We start from the raw sequence: 17,195 nt of genomic DNA, 5'->3' as shown, positions 1-17,195 counted from the left end.
CTATCGCTTGCGAAACTCTTTCGGAAGAAATGCGCGCTGCAACGGTCGCAAAATTAGCTGTACTCTATGTCATCCCAGAGCCGCCAATCGCAAAAAGCAAGCTTGCCCCTGTGCCCTGCCACAAGCGACCTTGCCATTCGTTTAGCTCGGCAAATATTCCGCACTCCACGACTCTGCAACATCGCCAGATTTGATCATCACTTCGATGGCCTCCTCCACATAACCGAGTTCACCGAGGATCATGCGGGTTGAAGTGCCAAACTTCTCGGATGGCTCGACTGCAAATACCTTTGCACGGGTTGGGCGCACTGCGTAGGGGTCAAGTTGTGTTACCTCATGACCGCTGGGGTGGTCGGGGTAAATCGAGAAAGAGTAGCTGCCATTTTCAGTGCCCGGTGTACCATCCGCCTCGCGTGAATTCCTCGCGCGCAAAGCGTCGAGATTTTCGCAGATTGCCACGCCGATATCAGCCGATTGCAGTTTTTCCACCCAATCCGACGCAGGAAGGGTTTGGAATGCAGTCGCAAGATAGGCGGCACGGTCTTCTTCTGGCAGATCAGGCAGTTCCTCTAGGCCCTCGACTTTTCGGAACCGCGGCAGATCGGCTTCGTAGGCACTGAGCAGCACATAGCGCCCCGACGCGGTACTATAGAACCGTGTCAGAGCATCATAGCCATTTGCCTCGGGGCCCGACGGTTCGTCGAAAAGCCCTCGCCCCTTGTAATCAAAAGCAAAGGGGATTTGCAGAAGACCGCTATTAGCATTGAGCGAGGTGCGACCGCGCCCAATCCGACCGAAGCGGTATTTCTGATAGAGTGCTGCGGCCACTCCAAGTGCGCCACCAAATCCGCACATAACGTCGATCGTGCCCACATGGGCGTGTTCCTCTGGTCGGTCCATAGCACCACCAAAGCGCAGCATGATACCGGTTGTCGCCTGAACCAAGTCATCGTAGCCGATGTAGTCAGTACGCGTGCCCCGGCGCACGCCGCTGAAACAATCGAGTTTGCAGAACAACGCATCCGGGTTGAGTTTGCGCAGGTTGTCAGCATCAAGACCCATTTTCTTGATCTGATTGTCCGGTGCGTTCCAAACGATAACGTCGACGGATTTAACAAGATCCTCGAAAACCCGGCGTCCGTGATGAGAGGTGATATCTGCTAGAATGGAGCGCTTGCCGCGCATCTGGGACATGCCATAGATGACGGTGTTCCAACTGTCATACATCGGCACGGAGGGGTCGAGCTTGATCACCTCGGCCCCGAACCGCGCCAGATAACTGGCCGAATGTGGGCCCGCGATCACATTGCATAGGTCCAGAACCCGTACGCCGGTTAACCACCCTACTTTCGCGGTTTCTTCAGAAGGGTCTGGGATCTCGGTGCGGTGTATCTTCAATATTTTCAGCGCTTCGTCGAAATCGACCCATCGACGGGGCTCCGGCTGCAATGCCTCTTCGCCGCTCTCTTCCATCCAGACCACTGGGCCGGGTTGCGTCATATCACCATAAATCGGGTCGTGAACGTCGATCATCAGACCCGAAGTCTCGGCGTATTCGTCATGAATCCATTCCTGTAGCCAGCGCTGCGGCGCTCCGGGGATCAGGCCCCGGCCGAACATTTTTTTCCATTCGTGCGATGTGCGGGTCATAAAGACCTCTTTCATACGCGCCGCGATTTTATCGGCCCAGAATTTGGGCATCGGATAGACCCCGAGTGAGGTGTCGTGCGACCATTCCGACCAAGGTTTGTATGTGTCTTCTTCCGAAGTCAGCCCGTCAGCAACCAACTCGTCATAAATGCCGAGTACTTCCAGACAGCGACGGGCGTGGTTCTTGTGGCTGGGGCAAACGACGTAGAACATGCGCCCGTCCTTACACATGTAACTGCGGAAGAACGGGTCCAACAATTCCTGCAGTTCTTCATATGCAACGTTCATCGGCAGACCTTCGATACGCCGACGTTCAATCTCGACCTCGCGCTGGGTCAGATAGCGCTCGGGCATGTTTTCTACCTTGATCGAGTTGTAACAGAGCCCCTCCATCACGGCGGCTGCCAGCGGAACTTCGATCTGGTCGCCAAGACCTGTTACCTGCCGTGATTGCAAAGCCAATACCGTAGCCGACGCGGCGATCTGCGAGGCATAAGCCGAGGCAAGTGGCAGGGGAGAAAATGACGGGTTCAGCCCCATTAGCACTCGGTTTAGCCCCATGTCGGTAAATACGCCCGAACTTGCCGCGACGATGCTTTCGTAGGCCCGAAGTTCGCGCCGTTCTTCGTCATTTGATGCAAAACCGGGGATCGAGATCGTGATCAATTCGGGCCTTTCTTCGCGCATCGCGGCAAAGTCCATTCCAAGCGCGGCCAACTTACCCGGGCGGAAGTTCTCGACGATAATATCGGCCTCGGCGCAGAGCGTTTTGGCTCTCTCCAACCCCTCTGGCGTCTTGAGGTCCAAATTAACGATCACCTTGTTCCGGTTCAGTGCAGCATTTGCCGGGCTGTCCCACATCGGACCGCTGGGCGGATCAATATGCACCACGGTTGCCCCCAAATCGCCCAGCAACATTGCGACGGCAGGGCCCGCGATATACTGGCCGAAATCGACGACCTTCACACCGGTCAGCGGAAGATTGGAAAACGAATTGCGCATGGATCCTCCGGGAAACTTTTACGTCCGGATGCTGACAGGTCTTATTGACCCGCCAGCATCCAGCCCGCGGCTTTTTCTGCGATCATGATAGTGGGCGAATTGGTGTTACCGCTGGTAATCTCTGGCATGACCGAGGCATCAACCACACGCAGACCAGCCACCCCCTTCATTCGTAGATGCGGGTCAAGAACGGCGGTTTCATCGTCCTCGCGCCCCATTTTGATCGTGCCGACAGGATGAAAGATCGTGCTGGCGATGTCGCCTGCCAACCGGGCAAGTTCCTCGTCAGTTTGATATTGGATACCCGGTTTGAATTCTTCCGGCTCGTAAGCTTCCATCGCGGGCTGCGCCATGATTTCGCGCACCTGCCGCAGGCTTTGGGCGGCAACTATGCGGTCTTCGTCTGTGTCAAGATAGTTGGGCGAAATCTGAGGTGGCTGACGGAAATCCGAAGACGCAATACGGACATGCCCGCGACTGGTCGGATTCAGGTTACATACACTGACGGTAATGGCCGGGAAGTCATGTAGGTCTTCGCCAAAGGCTTCAAGGCTCAGCGGCTGTACATGATATTCGAGGTTGGCATGAGGGCGCTGAGGATCGGATCGAGTGAAAGCCCCCAATTGGCTGGGCGACATGCTCATCGGGCCAGACCGCTTCAGCACATATTCCAAACCGATCTTGGCTTTGCCTACCAGAGAATTGGCCAAGGTGTTCAGCGTCCGAGTGCCCTTTACCTTGTATACCGCTCGTATTTGCAGGTGGTCCTGCAGGTTCTCACCAACGAAGGGCGCATCCATTGCTACGTCTATCCCGTGCTCTTTGAGAAGCGCCGCTGGGCCTATTCCAGACAATTGCAGGATTTGCGGAGAGTTCACGGCACCCGCCGACAGAACCAACTCCTTTGAGGCTTGGACCGTAACGGGCTGCCCTTTGTGGTGGACAACCGCGCCGGTGCAACGCAACGCGGTGTCTTTGCCATTCTCAAAGGTCAGTTTCTCGACCTGCGCCTCGGTCCAGATCGTCAGATTTGGGCGTGACTTGGCCGGGCGCAGAAACGCCTTGGACGTGTTCCAGCGCCAGCCTGAGCGCTGGTTGACGTCGAAATAGCCCACCCCGGCATTGTCACCCGTGTTGAAATCATCCGTCTTGGGAATGCCGTTCTCAACGGCGGCATCGGCAAAACTGTCCAGAACATCCCAGCGCAGCCGCTGTTTTTCGACCCGCCATTCGCCACCATGCCCGTGCAGGTCGGGAAACCGGCTGTTGTCACCAGTGCTCGGGTCGGCGCCATCGTCTAGCTTGTAGTGGTTCTCATGAGCCTTAAAGTCGGCCAGCGAGTTGTCCCAACTCCAGGCCTCTTCACCGGTGAGCTTGGCCCAATTGTCATAGTCGCGGGCCTGACCCCGCATATAGATCATCCCGTTGATCGAAGAGCATCCACCCAGCGTCTTTCCGCGCGGATACAGCAGGCTGCGACCGTTCAGCCCCTTGGCTGGTTCGGTTTTGTACATCCAGTCCGCGCGCGGGTTGCCGATGCAGTAGAGATAGCCAACAGGGATGTGTATCCAAGGATAGGTATCGGCCTTACCCGCCTCAAGCAGCAAAACTCGGTTCTTGGTGTCGGCGCTCAGCCTGTTGGCCATCAGGCACCCGGCCGATCCGCCACCAATTACGATATAGTCGAACCTGTTTGCGCCATCAGACATCCGTGTCGTCCACCTATTCAGTCGTTGCTTCGCCTTATGCGCACCGGAAAGGAAATGGATTCCGATTTTCTTGTACGCGACCCTTTCATTTACCTCCGAAGTTCGGGAGGCTGTTCACCTGGCCCCGCATCATTGGCTTCACTGATCTCTGCGCGAGAGGCACACAAAAATCTAATGACAATTCGCACAATGCCATATTAGTAAATTTTATATGGACCGGTTTTCGAATATTAACACCATTTTGGCCTTTGTAACGGTGGCCCGTGAAGGCAGCGTTTCCCGCGCAGCCGAAGTGTTGAACCTTACCCAGCCGGCCATCAGCCATCAGATCAAGCGACTTAGCGAAGAGACTGGACTGACGCTGTTCAACCGAACCGCAACTGGGTTGCAGATCACCCATGACGGCGCTGCGGTTTTGGCAAAGGCGCAACAAGTCCTCGATGCAGTCAGTGATTTCCAACGCAGTGCCCGCCAGCGTATTGGTCGTTTGAGTGGAAAACTGACGATCGGCACGATCGTCGATCCGGAGTTCATACGCTTGGGCCGTCTGTTGGCGCATCTGCGATCAGAGCATCCTGATGTCGAAACCGAGTTGGTACACGGGGTCAGCGGGGACATCCTGACATGGCTCAGACGGGGTCGCGTCGATGCCGGGTTCTACCTGTGTGGACCCGACGACCTTTCCAGTATTGGGTCGGACGGCGGTGATCCTGTGCACGCCATAAAGCTGGCCGATTTTGTGTATCGCGTGATCGGGCCAGCTGGCTGGCAGAAGCAGGTGGAAGAGTCCGACTGGCCTTCGCTTGCAGCCTTGCCTTGGATTGGCACTCCCGAAGCCTCTGTCCACCATCGCTTGCTGGCCAAGATTTTCGAAGATCAGGCCAGCCGCCCGAACGTGGTCGCATTGGTGGATCAAGAAGCTTCGATGCTTGAAATGGTGAGATCCGGGATTGGCCTGAGCCTCTGCCGCGATTCCATCGCGCTTCATCAAAAACAATCCTTTGGACTTGCCGTCTGTAATTCTGTTTCAGTTCCTGCGTGCCTGTGCTTTGTGACGCTAAAACGGCGCAAAGATAACCCGATGATCGCCGCAACATTCGACCTACTAAATCGGTCCTGGTGATCGCACGAAGCGGACGGAGCCTGATGTGTCAATGGACGCTACTTTCACATTCCTTGTGAACATGGTGCGGGCTGGAACCGGGCAAATGATTAATCCCAAGCTGGTCGAGCTACGGCGAAGACCAAGCGAACGGCTTTGTTTGCGCGAAAACTGCGTCCATAGATATCATTTCAAAGCTGTCGCTTGACGCCATCGGTCGACGTGAAAACCAAAATATTCTATTTTATAACTTGAGGTTACGCGGGATTGAAAACAGCAACACGCGTCACTTCAATGGTTGCAACTTCTTCGCGGAAAATCCCGAAACGATGATCGAGGTTTTTGCAACCGCACGGGATGACGATGAGATTTCTGCGGGACCGTTCACGCGATCCCGCAACTCATCAATCGAAAAGGCAGCGGTCGCGAAAGGGCCTCTGCCTTTACAGTTTATCTGCCGAAGAACTCAGCGACCGCGTCAGTCGACGCCTTTACAGCTTCAGGTTTGTAGTAGAAGTCCACGTGGCTGAATTCATCAAAGGCCAGTTCCTCGTGTTCATTTGTCAGCTTCTTAACAAACTGGGTTGAACAAGGCGCGGTGAAAGCCGTTTTGCTGTAGATGGTCAGTGACGGCTGCACGATTTTGTCGGCATAGGCTTCGCCGATGGAGATCAGCGACTGCATGCCCTGGTCTCCGATATGCATGTTGGTGTAGGTCGGAACCGCGACCGGGCCTTTGACACCATCACGCCCGTAGTAGTCATAGGATTCTCCGGCCATCGGATTGACGCCTGATCCGACAAAGTCTTCGCGGGTTTGCTCATCATTCAGCCCAAATGGTGCGACATAATCGGGCTCGCCGGTTTCATACATTTTCTGCATCGACGCATTAGCGGCTGCGATCTGCTGGTTAACCACATCGCGGTCGGTCCACTGGAAAGCGTCCGCCGCCATCATGCCCGACACCATCGCGATCTTCTTGATCCGATGGTCCGTCACAGCTGCCGATGCGATGATGGACCCGCCTTGACAAACGCCCAGACCGTAAATCTCGTCAACAAACGGCAGCGTGCCGAGAAAAGACACGGCGTCCCAAGTGTTTTCGATCAGACGGAACATATAACGCGACTGCTTGTACTCCCCCGGCAGCGCCGGGGAGACGCCCATGCCGAGGTAGTCGAAACCAAGGTAAATGAACCCGCGCGCGGCCATTTCCGGTCCGTAAGTTGCCGGGATTTGGTCCATGACCTGCGGGAACGGGCTGGCCCCCACGATAGCCTTATAGGTCGTTGTCTCTTCAAAGCCTTCGGGCAGGTACAGATCGCCCGCCAAATCCACGCCAAAGGATTTGAAGGTGACTTCGTTTTTGCCCGCTGTGAAATTTTGGGTTGTCATGGTCTTGTTCCTTTCGGGATCAGGCATCATTGCGCCTTGCTAAAGTAAATCGTTGTGTTTACTTATGGTGAATAGATGATGTTTGTAAACACATCTTTTTACTTTTTGAGGTTGAAATCGTGAAACGTACTGAAAAAAAACGAAAAGATATTATCGATGCGGCCATCGATGAGTTCAAAGAGCAGGGGTTTCTGGGGGCGAAAACAACTTCAATCGCCAAAAATGCGAACGTATCGAGTCGCACGCTCTACAATCACTTCGAAAGCAAAGAAGCGCTGTTCGATGCAATCTCAGAGATCATGTTGGAACAGAACCGGCGCATGGAGCCGGTATCCTATGACCCTACTCGCGACTTTGCCCAGCAACTGAAGGATGCTTTGTGGCGCTACGTCGAGGTGATCACAGAAGAAACAGCTATTGGACTTAATCGAATGGTTCTATCTGAGCTGATCCGTGACCTTGATCGTTCCCGGCGGTTTTTCACTGAGACCGAGTCCCATGACTACCCAATGACAGGCTTGATCAGTGGAGCTATGGACGCAGGCGTCATCCGAAAAGCTGATCCGGCCTTCGCAACCAACCAGCTTTTGGGGCTGGTGAAAAACTTCTTCTTCTGGCCAGAGTTCTTCCTCGGTCAGAACCCGACATCAAAGAATGTTTTGGACGATTGCGTTGCTATGTTCCTCGCGCACTACAAAGCGGACGTTTGATTGGCGATCGCCCGCTTCGTCCCACGATTTGTGAGTCCGTGAGAGACAGCACTTTGCTCGCACCGCGAAGGTCCAGTCGGGTGAGCAGCACCGCAGCGATTGGAAATCTCGACCTATGACAGGTTTGGGACGTGAGGAACTTCTAGCAAATTTGCCGAAGGTGTGGATGCTACGCCGCATCCGGGGCTGGCAATGAACCCAAAGTTCTAGATACTGCGGTTCGCATAAAGGTCCGCTGCTTAAAGTGCGGTTGAAAGAGTGTTTGAAATGCGAAAATTTGTTTAGGCAATAGTCGGATCAGCAAGCCTTAAGGCAAGCTGAGTTTACTCATTCTACCACCGTCGATCGTGTAGACCTGCCCTGTTACAAAACTGGCTTCACTTGACGCCAGAAATGCGACCAGTGCGGCCACTTCGTCGGGTCGCCCGGTTCGGTTAACCGGATGAATGCCGCCGATCTTACGTCGGAACGCATCAGGCTCTGGCATCGAATTCACGAAGTCTTCGTTGAGTTCCGTGTCGATCCATCCGGGTGCTACAGCGTTGCATCGGACTCCTTCCTCTCCGTGATCCACAGCGACAGACCTAGTCAGGCCGTGCAGGCCCGCTTTTGCGGCACAATAGGCCGCGTGACGAGGATTGGATCCCAAACCTTCAATCGACCCAGTGTTGACAATGCTCCCGCGTGTTTTGCGCAAATGGGGGAGCGCGGCCCGGATCATCAAGAACGGAGCCGTTAGATTCAATGCCAGGCTACGTTGCCAATCCTCAATGCTCGTGTCTTCGATTTTGGCCTCCTGCATCATACCGGCATTGTTAACGAGCACGTCCAGTTGACCGGCACGCCCAACCACTGTCTTGACGACCTCGGCGGGCAGCTGCGGATCGCTCAGGTCCGCGACAATGCCTTCAAAGACCTCATCGGTTTGACGTTGCGCCGTGAATACACGCGCACCCTCCTGCCGCAGTCGTTCTGCAATGGCGAGGCCGATGCCAGATCGACCACCGGTGACCAGTGCGACTTTCCCTTCAAATCGCCTCATGAGACTGGCTTTCCACCATTCACCTCAACAAGTGCGCCGCACATGTAACGCGCTGCGTCGGAAGCCAAAAACAAAACGACATCCGCAATGTCCTGGGGTTCAGCTATCCGGCCGATGGGGACAGTGGCCCCTAGTTCAGCCACGGCAGTGTCGGGGTCATAACCGCGCTTTTCAAAGCCGCTACGCAACATGGGCGTGTTCACTTCATTTGGGCACACCGCGTTGATCCGAATGCCCTGATGCGCGTGGTCCATTCCCATGCATTGGGTCAAAGATGCGATTGCCGCCTTGGTCATACAATATAGCGCGTGGTTCGGGCCTGGAGCTTTTCCACCCCAACACGAAGCTGTGTTTACGATCGCCCCACCGCCATCACTGGCCATTATCGGGATTGCTGCCCGACAAATGCGAAAGGGGGCTTCGACGTTAACCGTGATCGAGAGATCCCAATCTGCGTCTGTCGTCTCTGTTACGGCACCGCGTGTAATAACGCCTGCGTTGTTGATTACGATGTCCAGGCCGCCGAGCGCAAGATTGGCAGCCTGAGGGAGGGTATCTGCATAGTCAGCCTGCGACAGATCACCCGGCAGGTGAGCGTCAGAATCAATGCCATCAACATTTCGATCCGCCGCGGCCACCAACGCCCCTTCGGCCCGCAAGTTGGAAACGATTGACGCCCCGATCCCACCAGCTGCGCCTGTGACCAGTGCTTTTTTGCCTACAAATCTCATATCCATCCTCACGCTTGGAAGCTGGCAACAGGATCACCAAATATCTCGGGATTTGGGGTAACGCCGAGACCCGGACCTTCGGGTAGCGCGATAAACCCGCTTTCGATGCGAATACCGTTTTCGGGGTCATAGTGCCCGTCGATGTAAGGTGCGGCCACCCATGCTCCTTCGCAAAGGTCGGGGCGCACGGTTGCTGCAACATGGACACAAGCCGCCGCGATAATGTCGCCGCCCCAGGCATCGTCGCAGGTATGCGGCAGGTTGCGGGTTTCGCAGATATCTCGGAAGCTGCGCATGTTGGTCAGTCCTCCGATGCGCGTGACCTTCATTCCAAACCCGTCTACTAGGCCGGCCCCCGCTGCGCTGATCACGGTATTCAAGTCAACGCTGCTTTCATCCATGTAGATGGCGTGGGTGACTTGCGGGCGGATCTTTTGCAAGTCTTCGACCGTGTTGCAGGGCTGTTCCATAATGAACGGAATGTCAGGGCATTCGCGGCTCACGCGCAGTGCATCGCGCGTTGTCCAACCTCGATTGCCGTCAACCGCAAGACGCATTCCTGAGTTCTTGATCTGCTCCCACACTTTCCGGATCGTTTCGATATCCAGCTCGACCGGACGCCCGCCAACCTTCACCTGAAGGCGCGGATAGCCCTCATCGCGCTTATCAGCAGCGAGCCGGGCGATCTCATCCGGAGCACCCACACCTGTCGCATAGTAAGAGGGTACGCGTTCCGTCACAGCACCCCCGAGGAAGTCTGCCACTCTTATCTCAAGCAACTTGCCCAACAGGTCGTGCGCTGCGATGTCTATCGCCGCTTTTGCATAGTTGTGGCCATTGAGCAGGCTGTGCATCTTTCGTTGCAACACCAATGGCCAGAGCGGCATACCGATCAAATCTTGTGCCATATGTTTCAAAGCCGCGCGTGCGCCAAGCGCATGCGCTTCGGCATAGGTGGGGCCTACCGGGCAGGTCTCTCCCCACCCTTCTGTCCCATCGGTCGCTACAATCTTCACCAGTGTTGTGTCCAGCGCCCAAACTTCGGCATTGGCCATCGTATAGGGTCCATTCTTTACCGGCAGATTGTGCTGATAGATATGGATCTCTTCGATTTTAGGACCGTGACTCATGTGATGCCTTCCGTTTCCAGCACTTTGCGGGCTGCAAGAAGCGCAGATTGGGTGGCCGCCGCAGGACCCCTTAAGCGGGCCACGTCAGTCAAACCTTCGTGCAAAAGAAACAAGGTTTCGGCTGCGTGGCGCGTGTTCTGGTCTGGAGCAATACGTTCTAAGCGGAGCTCAAACTCATTCGCCAATTTGAGCTTGTGCGCCTTAACCAGATCGGAGATCGGCGCGCTGTTGGGGTGCTCCGCCAGTGCATTCAAAAATAGACACCCAGTGTTTGATACATCACTCAACCAGTCACCCAGTCGCACAAGCGGGTACAATACATGGTCAATGCCCTGTTTCGGACCACCCGCAAGCCACTCGAAATATGCAGCGTCCCGATGCTCCAAGGCGCCAACAATCATCTCTTCACGGCTCGGGAAATGCTTATAGAGCGTGCGGATCGAAACATCTGCACCTGCACGCAATGCCTCGACCCCTAGGCCCGCGAAACCCAACTCCGAGAATTGTTGGTGAAGGGCACGAGCTATCTTTTGTTTGGTTCCAATCATAAACATAGTGTAGAATGTTCGCTCTACCATCCGCCTAAAAAAACGTCATGCGCGTGCCGGTTCGCGACGTTTTATTTGGCAGCTTGGTTGCTCTGGTCTAACAATCGACATTTACTGAGACGCATCTACAGCACGTTCCCATTTCATCGCAGAGAGACCGTTCTACCTGGTGCGCCTTAGGGTCAGGACCCATTGATTTCCGCGTTGGTGCATGAGTCACGGTTCGAAAAACGAGCGGTGACCGTGTCTGATCTTTTCTGGCTCACAGATGCGCAGATGGCGCGTCTTCGGGAAGCGTTGAAAGACAAAGGGAACGGGCCTGTATCCCTGGTCGGAAGCAGCGGAAGAAACCGGTAAAGTACGACAGGCGTCGATACAAACGGCGCAACCGGATCGAAATCATGTTCGGAATGTTGAAGGATTGGCGGCGTGTGGCAACCCGCTACGACAGGTGCCCCAAATTCTTCTTGTCCGCCGTCGCACTCGCAGCGCTGCCATATACTGGCTATGAGACCTGACCCTAAAAGACGAACAGTGTATGGTGTGACCTGCATTCCCAAAACGGCTATTGGGTTCCACGTTCACCTGCCCTTTAAAAGAGTTTGTTCCAAGTAGTTTCGAAACGACCGCACGACCTCGGGTGTTTAAATTTTTTGTTTTCAATACAGTAAGGCTCTGTATCTTTAGGGGAAAGGTCCAGCGTTTGGACTCTGGAGATTTCAAAATGGAATTGATTACAGAACAACTTCGCGCCTTCCCGATCATGGCTCTGTTTCTTTGTCTGGGCCTGGGGTATGGCGTTGGAAAGTTTCGGGTCGGCAAGTTCGAATTAGGAGGCATTGCTGGCACGTTGTTGGTGGCGGTCTTTATAGGCCAGATCGGCGGCATCAATCTTAGTACCGATGTTCAGAATGTATTCTTTTCCCTCTTCATATTTATGGTCGGTTACAATGGGGGGCCTCAATTTTTTGCGGCCTTGAACCGAACTGCGCTGACCAAGCTATTGGCCGCGTTTATGATGACCGTCTGGGGGTTGTTTTTTGTTATCGTTGTTGCTCGGTTGGCGGGCTTGGACAAAGGGCTGGCCGCAGGACTGGCCGCTGGCGGTCTGACACAATCTGCAATCATTGGCACCGCTGGAAACGCCATCGATCTGCTTGGGCTCGCCGCTGATGAGGCGGAAAAGCTGAAAACCAACATCGCTGTAGGATACTCGGTTACTTACATCTTCGGCTCAATCGGCCCGATATTGGCAGTTAGCATCATTCCCATCATCATGCGTGTCGATCTGCGGCAAGAAGCGATTAAGCTGGCTCAGAAACTCGGCGGCGGTGGTCCCAAACTAGAGGAAGGTGAGTTCCTTCCCATGAATCGGTTCGACGCCCGCGCCTATCAGGTAGATGCCGATGCAAGCATTGCCGGAAAATCCGTCAAGGACATCGAAAATGGCTATGATGGTGATCTGATCGTCGAACGGTTACTCCACGATGGCGCTCCTGTGGATCCGACTCCTGAAACGATAATCAACGCCGGAGACGTTGTGGTCGTCTCCGGCCTCGTCACGACTTTGACCCAGTTCGAGGGGAGCGCCAGTGGTGAAATCGGAGAGTATCCTCCTGAATTGACCGTTGTTGAGGAGCGTCGCAACGTCGTGGTCACCAACCGTAAACTGACCGGCAAAACCTTGGTGGAGCTGCGCGAGGCTCTGACGGCAGATCAAAGGCGCGGTGTTCATATCTCAAAGATCACCCGCATGGGCCATGATGTCCCCGTCCTGCACAACACCGAGATTCACGCAGGTGACGAGATCAGTATTGTCGGTCACAAGGACGACCTGAACCGAGTTGCCAAAGTTGCAGGCTATGTGCCGCCTTCGGCCTCGGTCACCAACTTCATTGCCTTGGGGATCGGGGTGGCCATCGGCTATCTGATCGGAGAGATCAGTTTTGTCATTGCAGGAACGAAGGTGGCTTTGGGGTCCGGCCTCGGTTGTCTGGTTACAGGATTGATCATCGGCTATTTGCGCATCCGGCAACCCAAGATCGGCGGTATTAACCGTGGAGCCGCGAATTTCCTTCAGAGTTTCGGTTTGGCCGTGTTTGTTGGTGTGGTTGGCCTAAATGCAGGCAAACCCGCACTGGAGGCGATTCAGGAATATGGGATCACGCTTCTGCTTTTAGGCGTTGTGGTTACATTGATGCCCATGATCGTGCAGTTCCCGATCAACTATTTTGCCTTGCGTATCAAGAACCCGGTTGAGGCCTGTGCGGTTGTGACCGGATCACGCTCGGGTAATCCCGGTTTTGCGACACTCTTGGAAAAAGCCGGGAACTCGACACCAACGCCAGCCTTCACCATGACCTATGCCGTGGCCAATATCTTCCTGACACTCTGGGGGCCTTTGGTTGTGGCTTTTGTTCCGTAAGTCAGACCGCACAACAATCAGAGTCCTGGCTTGGAAGGGTGAGATCAGCATGATTGCCAATCATCATGCTGAACCGTTGCTCTACGCTGCAGCTAGACCTCAACCATGCAAAGGCAGTCCTTTCGAGGCACGGTAGGCCTGCACGTAGCCAGTGGCCACTGCGCGCACCGCTCTTCCGATCTGGCGGTAGGCACTATCATCCAAATTGGCAAACGATACCCGCGCCGACCAGTTAGGCGCGTCAAAGCCCGATCCATTCAGCAACACGATCCCGTGGTCCTGAGCCAGTTTGAAGGATATATCCAACGGGTGCACATTCTCCTTGATCCACTCGACGACCTCTTCACCGACGTATTTGCGAAGCCAGAATTCGAAGTCGATAATACCGTAGTATTTGTCGAACAGCGGATTTTCGGGAACTTCAATGCCCATCCCTTCGACCAGCTCGTCAAAGCGATGTTTCAGAATACCCCAGCAGAATTTCTGATAGGCCTTCTCTTCGTCCATAAGCTCGACGAGTGAAAACAAGGTCATCATCACCTGTTGCGGCAGCGATAGACCTGCAGTGTGGTTCAGCGCAACATCGCGGCTGTCGGCGACGATCCTGTCGATGAACTTGAACAAGGATGGATCAGGCGTCAACGTTTCGTAGCGTGCGTTGACGATGGCCTTGGTTTCATCCGGAGCATCCGCAATCATCTTGTCGAAGATGTTGTTCTCGGCCACCAAAATCGCGCCCAGACGCCATCCGGTGCACCCAAAATACTTGGAGTAGGAATAAACCCCGATGGTGTTCTCGGGCAGATGCCCCAAGATCGACTGAAAGTTTGGAACGAAGGTCCCGTAAACATCGTCAGTCAAAATGATCAGGTCCGGGCGGCGGGTCTTTACGAACTCGACGAGCCGCGCCGAGACCTCTGGGCTGATAGCGACGGAAGACGGATTGCCCGGGTTGACCAGAAAGAGTGCTTTGACCTTCGGGTCGGACAGAATTTCGAAGTCTTCGTCGTTCAGTTGAAAGTGGTCCTCTTCTTTCGAAGAGACATCCACTGTATTTAGCCCATAGTCTTCAAGGACGGGCATTTCCAGATAGGGCGTGAAAATCGGTGTACCCAACGCAATGGTGTCACCGGCATTCAGCAATCGCTGGTTCTTGAGCGCTTTGAAGATGTAACACATCGCTGCGGTTCCGCCCTCAACCGCGTAGATATCGAACTTCGCATCCGGTCGGTGCCCCGCGCACATCGCCCACATAATGTATTCGTGGACAATAATTTCGTTGTGTTCCATGCAACGGTCGGGCATCGGGTAATGGTCGCCGACAATACCGTCGGTCAACTCGAGCACAAAATCGTCAGGCGTAAATCCAAATTTCTCAATCGCAAAATCAACTGTGGCCATCAAAGTATCCGCACCAGGAGGGCCGTTTCCTTCAACCGATTTGGCGCAATACGTCTTTAGCCTGTCATAACATCCTGGCCCTTGCGGCATCCCAGCCAGACCAACCTCCGGCTCATTCCGATGGCGCTGAGCTTCTGTCAAGGCGAACTGTCCCAAAAGGAAAAATGCTTCCCGCGCTTTGGTAGCGATCCAGTTGGGGTTCCCTCGACCGGCATTTAGGTATGGCAGAGCCATCTGTCGCGCCTCTTTTTGCGCCAACTTGATAAGTTCGTCTTTGATTTGGAAAGGACTTAGGTTTTCAAATTTATGCAGGTTGAGCGATTCTGGCATGACATCAAATCCTTGCGTTAAAATGGATGACCTGGTTCAGCGGATCGCATGCAGGGCAATGTGTCAATTAAAACAACACCAATTGAAGAGGCCGGTGAGAAGCGGAGGATTGTTTGTCTTCATTGGAAGCCTTAGCTGCAACCATTCTACAAGGTAGTCAGAATGATAGAAATTGTGCTGAAGCTCTGCGCTTGGAACTGACATTCCAAATGAAATTGGGCAATTCGCTAGATTAAGCAAGAAAGCCATTGGTCGGGACCGTTGAGGTGATTGCAGCGAACCACAGATTTGTCTGCAATCTGCGAGTACGATCATTTCCAGATTGCGCGATTGCCGCGAACGACGGCAATGCGGGCGCGGCCGCGGCGTCAGAGCTGCGTGACGAGTGTCTCTTATAGGCCGTTCAAGCTGTCGCGCTGGTCAGCTATTCGCCCGCAACCCTGCCCGCTGCGCGCTGCGACCCAATCCAGACAGCGATGCATCCCACGACCAACACACAGATACAAATCTGCAAAAGCTGCTCGTATTTGTGCCCATCAATGAGGACCTGCGCCACAAAACCCTGCCCACGGAACAGGTAAGCCATTGCGCCAAGCATGGCGGCGGCAAAGCTGACAAGATACGCCCAGAGGGCCACCTGTCGACCGCCAATAAGCCCAGCCAGCAGGATCGGCGTCAAAAACATCGAGGCGGTGCCCGAGACCGCGACGGCATCAAACAGGGTCTGGTTACCCCAGAGCGTCAGCGCCGCGCCCGCGACTGCGAAGAGGGCCATGGCAATGCGCCCACCGGTTAGGGTGCGAGGGGCTAGGCACAGTTCTTCAACCACCAGTCGCGCGGCCGAAGACAGCGCGGAATCCAGCGTCGAGAGCGCCGACACCAGGAGTGAAACCAAAAGCGCCATAAAAACCCAGCCCGGCAGGGATTGCGCCCAGGTGCTGATCAGCTCGCCCTCATATGCCGCCCCATCCAGTGCCGCCTGAATGCCAAAGAACCCAAATGCCACGATGCAAAGCGAGGAAATCCAGAACGCGTGCAAGAAGCTCTTCCGGGTTGTATCGCTGTCCGCAATAAACCCACGATCCATCATGACCGGATCATGCACGGGATAGGAGAACACCTGCAGAAAAGCCACGACCAGCAAAACCCAGCCATTGTGCGGGCCCGAAGTGCCTTCGGCGGTCAAAACCGCGCCCAGATCAAAGTTGGGGCTGAGAACCAGCGCGACAAAGGCCAAGGCGAAGACCACAAGAAAGACCGCCATCTGTAGAACATCCGTCCGAAGCGCTGCGCTGAGCCCGCCCCAGGCCGAATAGGCCAGCGCCAATAGCCCGACCAAAAGGATCGAATACGTGCCGATATTGGCGCTGTCAGGTGCTAGTGCGCTAAAGATCAGACCGACCACGATCAGGTTGGCAAAGACCTCAGACAAGAGTCTGAGAGCAATCACGAGGTTATAGCACCCTGTTCCCATGGTTCCGAAACTGTCGCGGAGCCAATCCTGAACCGACCGTGCACCCCGCGCGCGCAACCGTTGCACTACAAAACCACCAGTCAGGAAGGAGCCGTAATACGCGGCATAGGCCAAAACCCCTGCGATGCCGTAGAAATAGCCCAGAATGGCAGAATTCATGAGGGAGCGCGCAAAAATCCAAGTTGTGACTTGGCTCAGCACCAACGTCCAAAGGCCTGGCGCGGCTCCTTCGTTGGTTGTCCCACCAAAGAAGCCCGAAACCGAAGCACGCCGAGGCGATGCCCAGAGACTTGCCAGAATGACAGCACCGAATAGAACAATAATCGCCGAAACCTGCATGGATTCTCCTGCTGTTGATCTGTGGCGCAGCTAACAGGCAAGTGCGCCAACGACCATTCAATTGAACGTGAAGCTGATTGTGGGCGTTGTGTCGCAAACTTCTTGGAGGGCGGTGTTTGTGGAATTGGCAACATGATATTAACGGGGCGGCGTCAGTTGATCGGGCAAACCAAAGGCAGCATGAACACTAAGTTGCCTGCTGCTACA

The 17,195-nt window shown here is 54.8% G+C and carries 12 protein-coding genes and 1 pseudogene; 4 read left to right on the top strand and 9 right to left on the bottom strand.

Features of this window, described 5'->3' with window-relative positions; translation table 11 throughout:
• Nucleotides 1-141: 141 nt before the first annotated feature.
• Complete coding sequence (locus ACR0CA_RS12510) at nt 142-2,652, bottom strand: CoA transferase (RefSeq protein WP_480899328.1); 2,511 nt, start codon at nt 2,650-2,652, stop codon at nt 142-144.
• 41 nt (nt 2,653-2,693) lie between these two features.
• Entirely contained in the window at nt 2,694-4,361 is a 1,668-nt protein-coding gene (locus ACR0CA_RS12505; RefSeq protein WP_480899326.1) for a GMC family oxidoreductase, read from the bottom strand.
• A 211-nt stretch (nt 4,362-4,572) separates the two neighbouring features.
• Here ACR0CA_RS12505 and ACR0CA_RS12500 point away from each other — a divergent pair, with 211 nt between their 5' ends.
• The gene (locus tag ACR0CA_RS12500) at nt 4,573-5,484 is read left to right on the top strand and encodes a LysR family transcriptional regulator (protein ID WP_480504978.1); all 912 of its coding nucleotides are present in this window, start codon (nt 4,573-4,575) and stop codon (nt 5,482-5,484) included.
• A gap of 429 nt (nt 5,485-5,913) precedes the next feature.
• Here ACR0CA_RS12500 and ACR0CA_RS12495 read toward each other — a convergent pair whose 3' ends face one another.
• Nucleotides 5,914-6,858 (bottom strand): alpha/beta hydrolase, encoded by a 945-nt coding sequence (locus tag ACR0CA_RS12495; protein ID WP_480899324.1) that lies wholly within the window; start codon nt 6,856-6,858, stop codon nt 5,914-5,916.
• 119 nt (nt 6,859-6,977) lie between these two features.
• Here ACR0CA_RS12495 and ACR0CA_RS12490 point away from each other — a divergent pair, with 119 nt between their 5' ends.
• Nucleotides 6,978-7,568 (top strand): TetR/AcrR family transcriptional regulator, encoded by a 591-nt coding sequence (locus ACR0CA_RS12490; RefSeq protein ID WP_480899322.1) that lies wholly within the window; start codon nt 6,978-6,980, stop codon nt 7,566-7,568.
• Between the two features lie 307 nt (nt 7,569-7,875).
• On the opposite strand, the gene ACR0CA_RS12485 is transcribed toward ACR0CA_RS12490, so the two are convergent.
• The 4 genes from ACR0CA_RS12485 to ACR0CA_RS12470 are packed head-to-tail and all read right to left on the bottom strand — an operon-like array spanning nt 7,876 to nt 11,025.
• Entirely contained in the window at nt 7,876-8,610 is a 735-nt protein-coding gene (locus ACR0CA_RS12485) for an SDR family NAD(P)-dependent oxidoreductase (protein ID WP_480877437.1), read from the bottom strand.
• On the bottom strand, nt 8,607-9,341 hold the full coding sequence (locus ACR0CA_RS12480) for an SDR family NAD(P)-dependent oxidoreductase (RefSeq protein ID WP_480899320.1): 735 nt from the start codon (nt 9,339-9,341) through the stop codon (nt 8,607-8,609). The genes ACR0CA_RS12485 and ACR0CA_RS12480 overlap by 4 nt, the downstream gene beginning before the upstream one ends.
• Before the next feature lie 8 nt (nt 9,342-9,349).
• Complete coding sequence (locus ACR0CA_RS12475) at nt 9,350-10,471, bottom strand: mandelate racemase/muconate lactonizing enzyme family protein (protein ID WP_480899318.1); 1,122 nt, start codon at nt 10,469-10,471, stop codon at nt 9,350-9,352.
• A complete protein-coding gene (locus ACR0CA_RS12470; protein ID WP_480899316.1) occupies nt 10,468-11,025 on the bottom strand; it encodes a TetR/AcrR family transcriptional regulator in 558 nt (185 codons plus the stop codon). Before ACR0CA_RS12470 ends, ACR0CA_RS12475 begins: the two co-directional genes overlap by 4 nt.
• A gap of 282 nt (nt 11,026-11,307) precedes the next feature.
• On the opposite strand from ACR0CA_RS12470, the pseudogene ACR0CA_RS12465 reads away from it, so the two are divergent.
• Together ACR0CA_RS12465 and aspT are read left to right on the top strand one after the other, a co-directional pair.
• Nucleotides 11,308-11,530: pseudogene (locus tag ACR0CA_RS12465) on the top strand (transposase); the annotation flags it as partial.
• Between the two features lie 213 nt (nt 11,531-11,743).
• The gene (gene aspT, locus ACR0CA_RS12460; RefSeq protein ID WP_480860014.1) at nt 11,744-13,444 is read left to right on the top strand and encodes an aspartate-alanine antiporter; all 1,701 of its coding nucleotides are present in this window, start codon (nt 11,744-11,746) and stop codon (nt 13,442-13,444) included.
• 99 nt (nt 13,445-13,543) lie between these two features.
• Here aspT and ACR0CA_RS12455 read toward each other — a convergent pair whose 3' ends face one another.
• Both ACR0CA_RS12455 and ACR0CA_RS12450 read right to left on the bottom strand, forming a co-directional pair.
• On the bottom strand, nt 13,544-15,175 hold the full coding sequence (locus ACR0CA_RS12455; RefSeq protein WP_480899314.1) for a bifunctional aspartate transaminase/aspartate 4-decarboxylase: 1,632 nt from the start codon (nt 15,173-15,175) through the stop codon (nt 13,544-13,546).
• Between the two features lie 424 nt (nt 15,176-15,599).
• On the bottom strand, nt 15,600-16,988 hold the full coding sequence (locus tag ACR0CA_RS12450) for an SLC5/6 family protein (protein WP_480899312.1): 1,389 nt from the start codon (nt 16,986-16,988) through the stop codon (nt 15,600-15,602).
• Between the last annotated feature and the right edge of the window lie 207 nt (nt 16,989-17,195).

Source organism: Ruegeria sp. F12 (assembly GCF_056533885.1).
The sequence above is the reverse complement of the archived record's forward strand: the minus strand, read 5'-3'. Positions and strand labels throughout refer to the sequence as shown.